This window comes from Hymenobacter sp. UYCo722, from assembly GCF_040547115.1.
Classification (GTDB): Bacteria; Bacteroidota; Bacteroidia; order Cytophagales; family Hymenobacteraceae; genus Hymenobacter.
Genome location: NZ_JBEPPC010000010.1, coordinates 20,276 through 32,769, shown reverse-complemented (window position 1 = coordinate 32,769; position 12,494 = coordinate 20,276). Strand labels below are relative to the sequence as shown.

Sequence of the window (12,494 nt, the reverse complement as noted above, 5' to 3'; positions counted from 1 at the left end):
CATCCGCCGGCCGTTGGACTTCCTCGGGGAAGGTCAACGGCCGTTTTTTTTGCGGCGGAGCGGTCCGGGCCGAAAGTCTTATCCTACATCAAGGAAATGGAGGGGAGCCCGGGGGGACCTTTGTATCGTTGGCTGTCAGTCAATGCTTAACCCCCAAACCCCATTTCTTATGCAAACGGTAGCAGAATCAGTAAACGAACTAAACGGCCACATCCTGAACGGCAACATCCTCGGCGCCTTCGACAAGTTTTACGCCGATGACGTGGTGATGCAGGAGAACGAGAACGAGCCTGCCGTGGGCAAAGCGGCCTGCCGGGCCAACGAAGAAGCCTTCGTGGGCAGCATGACCGCCTTCCGGGGCGCGCAGGTCAAGCACGTGCTCATCAACGACGACATTGCCGTGGTGCAGTGGCACTTCGACTACGACCACGCCCAGTATGGCACGCGCAACTACGACCAAGTGGCCGTGCAGCGCTGGCGCGACGGCCAGATTGTGAACGAGAAGTTCTATTACAGCCGCTAGGCCGGCGGCGGCAGCCTGGCCCAGTGTGGACGCCAGGCTGCCGTTAGGGCCCCGCGGCCGCCCAACCCATCATTTGTCATAATACGACGACTTCGACCTCGACTTAAAATCCGTTGCCGTCCGTCAGAAGCTTTCCCGTCGGTTGCCGTCTAACTGTGCGGCAGCGTATTTTCTCCCCTCCCACCTCATTCTCCCTCGCGATGCAAATTGGCATTGATTCTTTCGCGGCCGCCTCGGCCGATTACACCCCCGGCCCGGCGCTGAGCCCGGCCGAGGCTGTGCAGCAGCTGCTCGACCGGGTGGTGCGGGCCGACGAAGTGGGCCTCGACGTGTTCGGCATCGGCGAGCACCACCGGCCCGAGTTTCTGGACTCGGCCCCGGCCGTGCTGCTGGCCGCCGCCGCGGCCCGCACCCGCACCATCCGCCTGACCAGCGCCGTGACGGTGCTCTCGGCCGCCGACCCGGTGCGCGTGTTCCAGGAATTTGCCACCCTGGACCTGATTTCCAACGGCCGGGCCGAAATGGTGGTGGGCCGGGGCTCGTTCGGCGAAGCGTTTCCGCTCTTTGGCTACGCCCGCGCCGACTACGACGCCCTGTTTGCTGAAAAGCTGGACCTGCTGCTCACCATCCGGGACCACGAGCACGTGCGCTGGGCGGGCCAGTTCCGGCCGGCGCTCACGGGGCAGGGCATCTACCCGCGGCCGGTGCAGGCGCGGCTGCCCGTGTGGTTGGGGGTGGGCGGCACGCCGGCCTCCTTCGTGCGGGCCGGCACGCTGGGTCTGCCGCTGATGATAGCCATCATCGGTGGCGAAACCCACCGCTTCCGCCCGTTGGTGGATATGTACCGCGAAGCTGGCCGCCGGGCCGGTCACGCCCCGGAAACCTTGCGGGTGGGGCTGCACTCGCTGGGCTACGTGGCGGAAACGTTCGAGCAGGCCGCCGAAGAATACTACCCCGGTTACGCCGCCGCATTCACCATGATTGGGCGGGAACGGGGCTTTGGCCCGGTTACGCGCCCACAGTTTAACGCGCAGCTGGGCCCCACTGGCTCTTTTTTAGTGGGCAGCCCGGAAACGGTGGCGGCCAAAATTCTGCGGCACGCCGACGCCTTGGGCGGCATCGACCGGGTGACGTTCCAAATGGACACGGGGGGCCTCACCTCGGACCAGCTGCTGCACGCCATCGAACTGATTGGCACGCGCGTGGCCCCGCAGCTGCGGGCGGTGGGGGCCCCGGCCTCGGTGAAGCGGCCCGTCGTGGCGGCGCAATAACTCGAGTTTTTCACTGGTTGACCGCCACCGGCGGGTGCTGATAAACGCGGACTTACCGTCCGCGACGGTCGGCCATGTCGTTCACTTTTCTCCTTCTCCTTATCATGAAAGCCATTCAAGTTTCTCACGCTGGCGCGCCTTCGGTGCTCCAGTTCGTTGACCTGCCCGCACCAACACCGGGTCCGGGCCAGGTACTCATTAAAGTAGCCGCCGCTGGCGTAAACTACTCCGATACGTTGCAGCGCCGCGACCAGTACGTGCGGCCCATGACCTGGCCCGCCGTACTCGGGGCCGAGGTGGCCGGCACCATTGCCAGCGTCGGCCCCGACGCCGGGTCCTGGCAGGCCGGGCAGCGGGTCATGGGCATGTTGCCGCAGGGCGGCGGCTACGCCGAATACGCGGCCGTGTCCGTGGCCATGCTCATGCCGGTGCCTGATGAGGTAGGCTTTCCCGAAGCCACGGCGCTACTGGTGCAGGGATTGACGGCCGTGGGCCTGCTGCGTACGGGCCACTACGAGACAGTACTGGTGCTGGCAGCCACGGGCGGGGTGGGCTCGGCGCTGGTACAGCTGGCCAAGGCCCAGGGCAAATTGGTAGTGGCCGGCGTAGGCGGCCCCGACAAGCTGGCCCAGGCCCGCACCCTGGGGGCCGACGCGGCCGTGGACTACACCGCCCCGGACTGGGTGCAGCAGGTGCGCGACGCCGTGGGCGGCCAGGGCGTGGCGGCCAGCTTCGACGCGGTGGGCGGCGCGGTGGGCACCCAGGCCCTGGGGGCGTTGGCCCCCGGCGGCACGGCCGTGGTGTACGGTATGGCCAGCGGCGAGCCCACGACGCTGACGGCCCAAAGCCTGATTGAAACCAGCCGGACCGTGCGCGGCTACACCTTGTACGCCGACCTGGCGCAAGTGCCGGCCTTCCTGGCCGAACTGGTGCAGCATCGGCAGGCGGGTCGGCTCCAGCTTCCCCTCAGCACGTACCCCTTTGCCGAGGTGCAAACGGCCCACCGGGATATGGAAGGCCGCCATACCCAGGGCAAAGTCGTGTTGGTGCTGGAGTAGCCGGGGCGTAAAGCCGACCCCATTTGTCCCCCGCTGCCTACCCTTGGCAGTGGGGGACAAATGGGAGCTGGCTAGCCACCGGCATACTCTCGCCCCACTGCCGTGAAAGAACCAGTTGCTATACGTACCCGTCGAGGTGAACTTAACGCCCTTCCAAATGTTAACAATTTTGTTAACTTTGTCCCTTGATGGCCACCAAAGAAAGAAACCTCCAGACCGAAGAACGCATTAAGCAGACCGCCAAGCAGGTGTTCTTCGCGCAGGGTCACCTGCATGCCACTACTCAGGAAATTGCGGACCAGGCCGGCGTGAATCGCGCCCTCATCAATTACTACTTCCGCAGTCGCGATTTGCTGTTTCAGCAGGTGTTACAAGATGCCATGAGCAGCCTGTATGATAAACTGCACCTGCTGTTCACCGCCAAGATGGATTTCCGCGCCAAGATTGAAGAGTTTATCGATACCGAAATAAACCGGATGGCCGCTTATCCCTACCTGGAAACCTTCGTGATTGCGGAATTGAACCGCGGCGACGCGCTGGCTCCCCGATTTCCCGACCACTTGCGGCAGGCCCTGTTGGGGCCTTTCAGCGAAGAGGTGCAGGCAGAAGTTCGCAAGGGCACGCTGGCGGCCGTCACGACCGAGCACTTCATCATCAACCTGATGTCGATGACGGCCTACCCCATGCTGGCCAAGCCCATCGTGAAGATGATATTCAACCACGACGAAGCGGCTTATGAGCAGAGTTTGCAGGCGCTCAAGCAGCAGATTTTACGGTTGATTTTCCGGCAGGAATAGCGGACTGTAGACGTTTGATTTTTATTTATCATTTTTGTTAAACAAAATTGTTACCCTTTCGTTTAATATTTCATAGCACAGTTACAGCAGCGTACCGGTCCGTGCACAGTCCATAATCGGCCTGCACAGCAACTTAAAATTTGTGCTAAATTTTTCAAGCAGCCCCATGAGCATTCCAGCCACCCCCCTCACCATCGCCCACGGTTCCGCCCAGCCTTTAACTGTCAACCGCCTCGGCTACGGCACCATGCGCCTCACCGGTCCCGGCGTGTGGGGCGAGCCGGCCGACCGGCCGCAGGCGCTCGACATTCTGAGAACCGCCGTGGCCAGTGGCGTTAATTTCATCGATACGGCCGATTACTACGGCGAGGACATCACCAACCGCCTGATTGTAGAGGCCCTTTATCCCTACTCCCCCGAGTTGGTGATTTGCACCAAAGTGGGGGCTACCCGCCGGTCTGACAAAAGCTGGGTGCCGTTTAACACCCCCGCAAACCTTCGCACCAGCATTGAAAACAACCTGCGTACGCTCCGGCAGGAGCGGGTGCAACTCGTTCACCTGCGCCTGATGGGCCCCGGCTCGGTGCCGCTGGCTGAGCAGCTGGGGGCCATGTTCGAGATGCAGCGGGAGGGTAAAATCCAGCACGTGGGCCTGAGCAACGTGAGCCCCGAGGAGTTGCAAACGGGCCTGCAGTTGGGCGAAATTGCCAGCGTCGAGAACATGTACGGCTACGGGCAGCGCACCACATTGCGCGACGCGCACGGCGAAACCCGCGGCGGTGAAGAGGTGCTGGCCCTGTGCGAGCAGCACGGCATTCCGCTCATTCCCTTCTTCTCGCTGGTGCACGGCCTGCCCAAGGGGGGCAACAAGCTGGCGGAAATCGCCCAGAAATACGATGCCACCGAGGCCCAGCTCAACATTGCCTGGCTGCTGCACCGCTCGCCCCTGCTGCTACCCATCCCGGGCACGTCGTCGCTGGCGCACCTGCGCGAAAATCTCAAAGCCACCGCCATTCAACTCAGCGCCGAGGACATGGCGTACCTGGGCTAGCCGCCGGGCAGGAGCGGACGGTGGCTTATTCGCCTCCATGGCGAGTTAAAAGGCGAGACCTAGCGAAGATTTCGGGTCACTGTGCCGGGGTGCTCCCGCGGGGGCCTCATGCCCCGGCCCCTTTCCGAAAAGGAAAGGAGGAGCCAATCAGGTAGGGACTCTATACGCACCGGGACGCTGCTTTAAACGCTGAATTCAGCTTAACAATTTTGTTAAATACGGAGTCAAACACTAGTCAACTCTACTTCTACTAGCCTTTTAGTGCAGCCGAAATCTGCTTTCCATAAGGTGCCTTCGCTGCTCAGTTGCGGCCCGCACATCGCCCGCCAATCACCTGACAAAGTCAGGACTCAGCCAGCCTTGCCTTAACGGCGACCCCTAAACGAGCTGATGGCTTTGGGCCTTTGGGAAGGGTGCCAGAGGACCGTTCCGCACTGCTTCTGCCTACCCCCTTGCCGGACTAAGAATTCTTTAACCGCCAACTAACTATATGAAATACTCCCTCAAAGCAGCTGTCCTGGCTACGGCCGTTGTGCTGTCGCTCCCCCTCAAGTCGGTGTTGGCCCAGGGCAGCGAGCGACGCGCCCTGCCGCTGGCCGAGGCCGTGCAACTTGCCTTGGCCACCAGCAAAGACCTGAAGGCTAGTATGGCCGCTCAAGGCGTGGCCCGCGCCAAAGTGGCGCAAGCCAAGAACGGTATTCTGCCCACTGTGGCCATAAACTCGACTTTCACGCGCCTTTCAGATAACATCACGCCGTTCCGGGTGCGCCTTCCCGAAAGAGAAATAACGCTGAACCCGCAGATTCTCAACCAGAGCTACAACAACTTCCAGGTGCGGCAGGTGCTGTGGGCCGGGGGCAAGGTGCGCAACGGCATTGCCGCCGCCGGCCGCGCCGAAGCCGCCGCCCGGGCCGAAACCGACCAGTACCGGCTGGCGGCCGCTGACAACGTGACTACCATCTGGTACACGCTCTACACCCTCAACGCGTCGGAGGGCCTCATCGAGCAGAACATTCAGTTGCTGCGCGCCCGTCGTCGGGACCTGACGAACCTGGAGCGGCAGGGCCTGGTGCTGAAAGTGGACGGCCTAAAGCTCGACCTGGCCGTGTCGCAGCTCGAAAGCAGCCTCGTGGACCTGCGCAGCAGCCGGGCCATCAACAGCTTCGACCTGGCGCTGGCCACGGGCCTGCCGCCCACTACGGAGTTCATCATCGATGCCGAATTGCCGGCCCGGCCGCCGCTGCCACCGCTGGGCGAGTTGTTGACCGAAGCCGGGGCCGGCCGGTCCGAGCTGAAGGCCCTGGGCCTGCGGCGCGAGGCGGCGGTGCTGGACCAGAAAATCGTGCGGGCCGGCGTGATGCCCACCCTAGCCTTCGGCGGCAACGTGGACTACAACCGGCCCAACCAGCGGGTATTTCCCAGCGAAGCAGCGTTCAAAGGCACGTCGAGCGTGTTTGCCAGCCTGAACTTCGACATCGGCGGACTTTACACCAACCGGGCCCAGGTAGCGGAAAGCCGCTACCGACTGGAGCAGCTGAACGCCAACATCGAGCAGGCGCAGGAGGGGGTGCAGCGCGACGTGAACGCCAACTACCAGGCCTACGTGCAAGCCACCGATAAAATCCGGGTGGCCGAACAGGCCCTCGGGCCCGCCACCGAAAACTTCCGGGTCGAGCAGAACCGCCTTAAGGCCAACGTGACCACGCCCACCGACTTCCTGGCCGCCAACACCCAGCTTTTACAGGCGCAGCTCGACCTGCGCACGGCCCAGGCCAATGCCGCGCTGGCCTACAGCAAGCTGCTGAAAAGCACGGGCCGCCAGGCCCAATAGTTTCCGCTGAGCCCATTCCTTCAACTCCTTAATAATTCGTTTATGAACTTCTTGCAAACCTTGTACGCGGGCGGCACCCTTGGGCTCGCTTTCCTGCTAGCCAGCTGCGGCGGCGGGGCCGAAACCGATAACGCCCAAGTGCAGGCCGATATCAGCCCGGTGATTCCCAGAGTAGGCGGCACCGTGATAGCCGTGCGCGTGGCCGACAACCAGGCTGTGCGGGTCGGCGACACGGTGGCCGTGCTCGACGACCGCGACTTCCGGCTGCGGGTGCAGCAGGCCGAGCAGGCCGTGGCCCAGGCGGAAGCCAACGTGGTGCTGGCCCGCCAGAACACCCAGGCCGCCAACCAGGGCACCGCCACGGTGGCCGACAACTCCGGCGCGGCGGCGGCGAGCGTGGCGGCAGCCCGCGCCGGGGTGCGCACGGCCCAGGTGCGGCTGCGTCAGGCCAATCAGAACCTGAACCGGCAGGCGGCGCTGCTGGCCGAGCAAAGCACCACCCAGCAGGCTTACGACGACGTGAAGGCCGAAAAAGACGCCGGCGAAGCGGCCCTGAACCAGGCCCAAGCCCAGGTCCGGGTGCTGGAGCGGCAGGCCGCCGCGGCGAGCAAAACCGTGGGCAGCACCCGCACCGAAGCCGCGGCGGCGGGCACGGCCGTGCGCCTGGCCGAGCTGGCCGTGGAGCAGGCCCGCACCAACCTGGCCACGGCCCGCCTGAACGCCTCCTACACCGTGCTCACGGCCCCGGCCACGGGCGTGGTGTCCGACAAAAGCATCCAGCTGGGCCAGGTCGTGAACCCCGGCCAGACCCTGATGCGGGTGGCCAACGCGGGCAGCCTGTGGGTGGTGGCTAACTTCAAGGAAACCCAGCTTGAAAAGATGCGGGTGGGGCAGACCGCCGAGGTGAAGGTGGATTCCTATCCCGACAAGGTGTTCCAGGCCAAGGTGCAGTCGCTCTCGCCAGCCACCGGGGCCCGCTTCTCGATGCTGCCCCCCGACAACGCCACCGGCAACTTCGTGAAAGTCACCCAGCGGGTGCCGGTCAAGCTCGTCTTCACCGAGGCCCCCGACCAGCAAAATCCGCTGCGGGCCGGCATGAGCGTCACCGTCACGGTAAAAGACAAAATTTAAGCCCCTTTTGCTATGGCTGACTTAGCCCTTTCCCCCGACCACGCCGCGCCCGCGTCCGAACAGGACCAGGCGGCGGCCGACGCCCCCGGGCAACCAACCCACGAAGTCGGCTTCCGCAAGTGGCTCATCACGATTACCGTGATTACCTGCGCCATTATGGAGCTGATTGATACCAGCATCGTGAACGTGGCCACCCGCCAGATTGCCGGCAACCTGGGGGCCACCATCGACGAAACGGCCTGGGTGATTACGGCCTACGCCGTATCCAACATCATCGTCATCCCGCTCACCGGCTTTTTGTCCGACCTCATCGGGCGCAAGGTCTATTTCTCGGCCTCGGTCGCCTTATTTACGGGGGCTTCGTTCCTGTGCGGCTTTTCGGGCTCGATTGAGACGCTGATTTTCTGGCGCTTCGTGCAGGGCATCGGGGGCGGGGCCCTGCTGGCCACGGCCCAAACCGTGCTGGTCGAAACCTTCCCGCCCGAGGAGCTGGACAAGGCCAACGGCATCTTCGGGGCCGGCATTGTGATGGGGCCAACGCTCGGCCCGCTGCTGGGCGGCTATCTGACCGACAACTTCCACTGGGGCTGGATTTTCTACATCAACGTACCCATCGGCATCCTGGCCACGTTTCTGGCCTGGAAGTACATCAAGGGCACCAAAAAGCCGCTCGCGGGCCGCATCGACTACCTGGGCATTCTGTTCATGGCCGTCGGCATCGGGGGGCTACAAATCGTGCTCGAAGAAGGCGAGCGCAAGGACTGGTTCGCCAGCCCGTTTATCGTCGTGCTGGCCGTGGCCGCCCTCGTGGGGCTGGCGCTGTTCATCCTCCGCGAGCTGAAGACGGAGAACCCGGTTGTGGACCTGCGCATCCTCAAAAACAAGAACGTGGCCATCGGCTCGGCCCTGCGCTTTGCCTTTGGGGTAGCCATTTTCGCCTCGGTGTTCCTCTACCCGGTGTTCGTGCAGGGCTTTCTGGGCTGGAACGCCACCCGCACCGGCCTGCTGATTTTGCCCGGAGCCTTCGTCACGGGCATGCTGATGGGGGTGTCGGGCGCGCTGCTGAAGAAGGGGGCCAATCCCAAAATCCTGGTCATCTTCGGCTTCGGCTTCGTCATCGCCTACGAAATCCTGGCCTTCTACCTGGCCACGCCCGAGGCGGGCGAGTGGGATTTTCTCTGGCCCCAAATCATCCGCGGCGTGGGCTTCGGCTTAATTTTCGTGCCCGTGGCGAGCCTGAGCCTAACTGGGCTGCAGGGCAAGGACGTGGCGCAGGCGTCGGGGCTGACCAACATGCTACAGCTGCTGGGCGGCTCCATCGGCATCGCCGTCGTCAACACTTTCGTGGCGCGCCGCATCGCCGACCACCGCGTAGAGCTGTTGCCCAACATCAACCTCTCCAACCCCGCCACCGCTGACCGCTACCAGGCCATGCTGCAAGCCTTCCAGGGCATGGGCCACTCACTGAACGAAGCGCAGCGCATGGCCATGGGCGTGCTGGAAGGCACCGTGTCTACGCAGGCGGCCATCCTGGGCTACCGCGAAGGATTCATGCTCATCGGCCTCGTTTGCATGGTCACCATCCCGCTGGTGCTCTTCGCCCGCTTCAAAAAGGGCGACGCCGTGGCGGTGGGCGGGGCCCACTAACCTGCCCGCCCGACCTTTCTTTTTCTGTGAGGTCGGGGCGGCCGGCGAGGCTGCGGGCGGGCCCCGGCGGCCGGCATCGGCCCGCCACTTTGAAATGGTCGCTGCCGGGGCCCAGAGCTAGTAGCGTAACCTAAGACGCTACCAGCCCAGGCCGGTAAATCAACGGTTTCGCTGGGCCAGCGGCTTCCTTAAATCCACTAATCACCATGACGACTATTGACCTCCAAGAACGGGTGTTTGCGCTGGTCCGGAAGCAAGTGTGGCACCTGCGCCGGCCCGTGCTGACGCGCGCCACCCACCTGCGGGCCGACTTAGGCCTGAATTTGCTCGAACGGGTTCAGCTGGGCATTCGCCTCGAATACGACCTGGGAATTGAGATTCTGGATACCGAAATCGGGCAGTGGAACACGCTGGCTGACGTGCTGGCGTGCGTTGAGCGCTATTTGCCTGTCGCGGGCCTGCATGCGCTCACGGCCACTTACTTACTACGCTAGCGGGTCACTAACTACTCGCCGGCTGAACTTTCAGTCGTCAGTCATTACACACCATGCCATGAACAGCAACCAGCAATCACCAGCCCCTTTCGACGTCATCGTCGTGGGTGGGGGGTCGGCCGGGGCCGTGCTAGCCGCCCGCCTCAGCGAAAGAAAAGACCAAACGGTGCTCCTGCTCGAAGCAGGCCGGGCTTACGCGGCCTGGGATTACCCGGCCGCGGTGGCGAGCAGCGACCGCGTGGGCGGCGACCCCGCGCACGACTGGGGCTACCACACGCAGCCTGGGGCGCAGCGCCGGGCCATTCCCACTCCCCGCGGCAAAGTGCTGGGCGGCAGCTCGGCCATCAACGCGGCCGTGGCCCTCCGCGCCCGCCCCGAGGATTTCAAGAACTGGAACCTGCCGGGGTGGTCCTACGAGGATATGCTGCCCTACTTCAAGCAGCTCGAAACCAGTGACTCGGGCGACCCGGAACTGCATGGTTTCGACGGGCCACTGCCGGTGCGCCAGCTGCTACGCAGCGACTTGACGGCGCTGCAGCAGGCCTTCGTGGACGCCACGGTGCAGGTGGGCTACACCGTTGTGGCGGATTTTGATGGCCCCGATGCCAACGGCGTGGGTCCTTACCGCATGAACGTCGTCAATGGCGTGCGGGTGAATACGGGCATGGCCTATTTGACCAACGCCGTGCGCGCCCGCCCCAACCTCACCATTCGTCCCGATTCGCTGGTCGACCGGGTGTTGTTTACGGGAAACCGCGCGGTGGGCATCGCCCTGGCTTCGGGTGAAGCGGTTTTTGCCCGCGGAATCGTGCTCTCGGCCGGCACCTACGGCACCGCCGCCATCCTGCTCCGGTCGGGCATTGGGCCGCGGGAGGCGCTGGCGCAGCTAGGCATTCCGCTGGTCGCGGACCTGCCCGTGGGGCAACACGTGAAAGACCACCCCTTTTATCCCGTCGCCTACGCCGTGAAGAAAGAAATGGTGACGGCCCTCTCGCCAACCGTGGCCGCCCTGCTCTGGACGGCCAGCACCCTGGCCGAGGCCGGGGCGCTGGACCTGCACATCACGGCCAGCCACCTGTTTCCCCACGACCAGAGCCCGACCGGCATGGGCTTCGCGCTGGGCACCGCCCTCACGCGGCCCCTGTCCGAGGGCAAGGTCTGGATTGAGTCTCGGGACCCCGCCGCTGCGCCCTGCATCGACCTCAACCTGGCCGCCCACCCCGACGACCTCCGGCGCTTGGTGGAGATAGCCCGACTGGCCCGTAAAATCGGCGAAACAGCTCCGTTCGCTGATTTTGTCGAGGTCGAGTTGATGCCGGGGGCCGCCGTCCAGACCGACGAGCAGTTCGAGGTGGCTATCAAAGCCATGATAGACGTCTATCACCACCCCACCAGCAGCGCGCCCATGGGTCCGTCGGATTCGCCGCGGGCCGTGGTCGATTTGGAAGGACGGGTGCATGGCCTTTCCGCCCTGCGCGTCATCGACGCGTCCATTTTCCCGGATACCGTCTCGGTAGCCACGAACTTAACCACCATTGCCGTGGCCGAGCGCCTCGCCGACAAGATGCGGCATTCCCAGGAGCAACCCGCGGCTGAGTTGGTCCATTCCCAGGCGTAGTTTCAATTCCCATCCATCCACCCATAACCTCATAATCATGTCTCCCTCTCCCCAGAAAGTAGCCCTCATCACGGGCGCCGCCACCGGTATCGGGCGTGGCATAGCCATTCGCCTGGCCAAAGACGGCATCGCCGTGGCCGTTAATTACTTCGGCGACGCGGCCCCCGCCGACGAAGTGGTGCAGCAAATCCGGCAGGCCGGCGGCACCGCCGACGCCTTTCTGGCCGACGTAAGCGCGGTAGCCGATATCAGCGCCCTGTTTGAGGCGGTTATCGCCGCATTCGGCGGGCTCGATGTCGTGGTGGCCAATGCCGGCGTCGCCCTCGTTGGCCCCCCCATCACCGACATCACCGAGGCGGACTTTGACCGCCTCAACGCCGTGAATCACAAGGGGCTGTTTTTTGTGCTGCAACAGGCGGCGCGGCACGTGCGCGACGGCGGCCGCATCATCCAGATATCTTCTTCCTCCACCCTTTACCCCGCCGCGGGCCTCGGCGGGTACGCCTCCAGCAAAGCGGCGGGCCGGGTGCTCACCGAGATTCTGGCGCTGGAGCTGGGCTCGCGGCAGATTTCGGTCAACAGCGTATTGCCCGGCCCGACCCGCACGCCGGCGATTATGCGGGAGATACCCCCTACCGAAGTGGACCGCATCAACGGGGCCATTGCGCTGGGCCGCTGGGGCGAGCCAGAGGACATTGCCAGCTTTGTCTCCTTCCTCGCCGGCCCCGACGGCGGCTGGGTAAACGGCCAGCAACTCGTGGCCAACGGGGGCGGCCGCATTTAACGCGCTACCTGGGCCACGCCCCAGATAAGGTGATAAAAGGGTGGCCTGTTGGGTAAGATTTCTGTATTTTTAGTCTTCCTAAAGGAGTGCCTTCGGGTTCATCCTGTGTAGCCTCGACCCGGTCACATGGTCGGGGCTGCTTCTTTTTTAACCAGTTGCACAGGATAGCAGTACGAGTTATAGACTCAGTCATTTTTCCCAAACAAATAGCAGCGCACGAGCAGTTAGGGTGGCTTTGCTAACGTCAATGCCGACAATAGTTGCTAGTTGATTCATGGGGGCATGAGGT

The 12,494-nt window shown here is 63.7% G+C and carries 11 protein-coding genes; all 11 read left to right on the top strand.

All coding sequences use genetic code 11. From position 1 onward, the window contains the following. Nucleotides 1–169 precede the first annotated feature (169 nt). The 11 genes from ABIB44_RS18775 (at nt 170) to ABIB44_RS18725 (ending at nt 12,205) form a co-directional block, all read left to right on the top strand. Nucleotides 170–523 carry a nuclear transport factor 2 family protein gene (locus ABIB44_RS18775; protein ID WP_354586214.1) on the top strand — a complete coding sequence of 118 codons (354 nt, stop codon included), beginning with the start codon at nt 170–172 and terminating at the stop codon, nt 521–523. A gap of 200 nt (nt 524–723) precedes the next feature. After that, nucleotides 724–1,794, top strand: coding sequence for an LLM class flavin-dependent oxidoreductase (locus tag ABIB44_RS18770; RefSeq protein ID WP_354586213.1), 1,071 nt, complete (start codon nt 724–726; stop codon nt 1,792–1,794). A gap of 104 nt (nt 1,795–1,898) precedes the next feature. Next, nucleotides 1,899–2,852, top strand: coding sequence for a quinone oxidoreductase family protein (locus ABIB44_RS18765; RefSeq protein ID WP_354586212.1), 954 nt, complete (start codon nt 1,899–1,901; stop codon nt 2,850–2,852). A 188-nt stretch (nt 2,853–3,040) separates the two neighbouring features. Beyond that, a complete protein-coding gene (locus tag ABIB44_RS18760) occupies nt 3,041–3,649 on the top strand; it encodes a TetR/AcrR family transcriptional regulator (RefSeq protein ID WP_354586211.1) in 609 nt (202 codons plus the stop codon). A 166-nt stretch (nt 3,650–3,815) separates the two neighbouring features. Then, nucleotides 3,816–4,700: an aldo/keto reductase gene (locus ABIB44_RS18755; protein ID WP_354586210.1), complete on the top strand. Its 885-nt coding sequence runs from the start codon at nt 3,816–3,818 to the stop codon at nt 4,698–4,700. 490 nt (nt 4,701–5,190) lie between these two features. Beyond that, nucleotides 5,191–6,531, top strand: coding sequence for a TolC family protein (locus ABIB44_RS18750; RefSeq protein ID WP_354586209.1), 1,341 nt, complete (start codon nt 5,191–5,193; stop codon nt 6,529–6,531). A 42-nt stretch (nt 6,532–6,573) separates the two neighbouring features. Beyond that, nucleotides 6,574–7,662 carry an HlyD family secretion protein gene (locus tag ABIB44_RS18745; RefSeq protein ID WP_354586208.1) on the top strand — a complete coding sequence of 363 codons (1,089 nt, stop codon included), beginning with the start codon at nt 6,574–6,576 and terminating at the stop codon, nt 7,660–7,662. A 12-nt stretch (nt 7,663–7,674) separates the two neighbouring features. Further along, nucleotides 7,675–9,309 carry a DHA2 family efflux MFS transporter permease subunit gene (locus ABIB44_RS18740; RefSeq protein WP_354586207.1) on the top strand — a complete coding sequence of 545 codons (1,635 nt, stop codon included), beginning with the start codon at nt 7,675–7,677 and terminating at the stop codon, nt 9,307–9,309. Between the two features lie 206 nt (nt 9,310–9,515). Further along, nucleotides 9,516–9,803: an acyl carrier protein gene (locus tag ABIB44_RS18735; protein ID WP_354586206.1), complete on the top strand. Its 288-nt coding sequence runs from the start codon at nt 9,516–9,518 to the stop codon at nt 9,801–9,803. Between the two features lie 58 nt (nt 9,804–9,861). Beyond that, nucleotides 9,862–11,421 carry a GMC family oxidoreductase gene (locus ABIB44_RS18730; protein ID WP_354586205.1) on the top strand — a complete coding sequence of 520 codons (1,560 nt, stop codon included), beginning with the start codon at nt 9,862–9,864 and terminating at the stop codon, nt 11,419–11,421. A 37-nt stretch (nt 11,422–11,458) separates the two neighbouring features. Beyond that, nucleotides 11,459–12,205, top strand: a complete 747-nt coding sequence (locus ABIB44_RS18725; protein WP_354586204.1) for an SDR family oxidoreductase — start codon at nt 11,459–11,461, stop codon at nt 12,203–12,205. The last annotated feature ends 289 nt before the right edge of the window (nt 12,206–12,494 follow it).

Excerpts from the sequence above, each read along its gene's own strand:
- ABIB44_RS18775 (WP_354586214.1), top strand. The coding sequence starts at position 170 with ATGCAAACGGTAGCAGAATCAGTAAACGAACTAAACGGCCACATCCTG.
- ABIB44_RS18770 (WP_354586213.1), top strand. The coding sequence starts at position 724 with ATGCAAATTGGCATTGATTCTTTCGCGGCCGCCTCGGCCGATTACACC.
- ABIB44_RS18765 (WP_354586212.1), top strand. The coding sequence starts at position 1,899 with ATGAAAGCCATTCAAGTTTCTCACGCTGGCGCGCCTTCGGTGCTCCAG.
- ABIB44_RS18760 (WP_354586211.1), top strand. The coding sequence starts at position 3,041 with ATGGCCACCAAAGAAAGAAACCTCCAGACCGAAGAACGCATTAAGCAG.
- ABIB44_RS18755 (WP_354586210.1), top strand. The coding sequence starts at position 3,816 with ATGAGCATTCCAGCCACCCCCCTCACCATCGCCCACGGTTCCGCCCAG.
- ABIB44_RS18750 (WP_354586209.1), top strand. The coding sequence starts at position 5,191 with ATGAAATACTCCCTCAAAGCAGCTGTCCTGGCTACGGCCGTTGTGCTG.
- ABIB44_RS18745 (WP_354586208.1), top strand. The coding sequence starts at position 6,574 with ATGAACTTCTTGCAAACCTTGTACGCGGGCGGCACCCTTGGGCTCGCT.
- ABIB44_RS18740 (WP_354586207.1), top strand. The coding sequence starts at position 7,675 with ATGGCTGACTTAGCCCTTTCCCCCGACCACGCCGCGCCCGCGTCCGAA.
- ABIB44_RS18735 (WP_354586206.1), top strand. The coding sequence starts at position 9,516 with ATGACGACTATTGACCTCCAAGAACGGGTGTTTGCGCTGGTCCGGAAG.
- ABIB44_RS18730 (WP_354586205.1), top strand. The coding sequence starts at position 9,862 with ATGAACAGCAACCAGCAATCACCAGCCCCTTTCGACGTCATCGTCGTG.
- ABIB44_RS18725 (WP_354586204.1), top strand. The coding sequence starts at position 11,459 with ATGTCTCCCTCTCCCCAGAAAGTAGCCCTCATCACGGGCGCCGCCACC.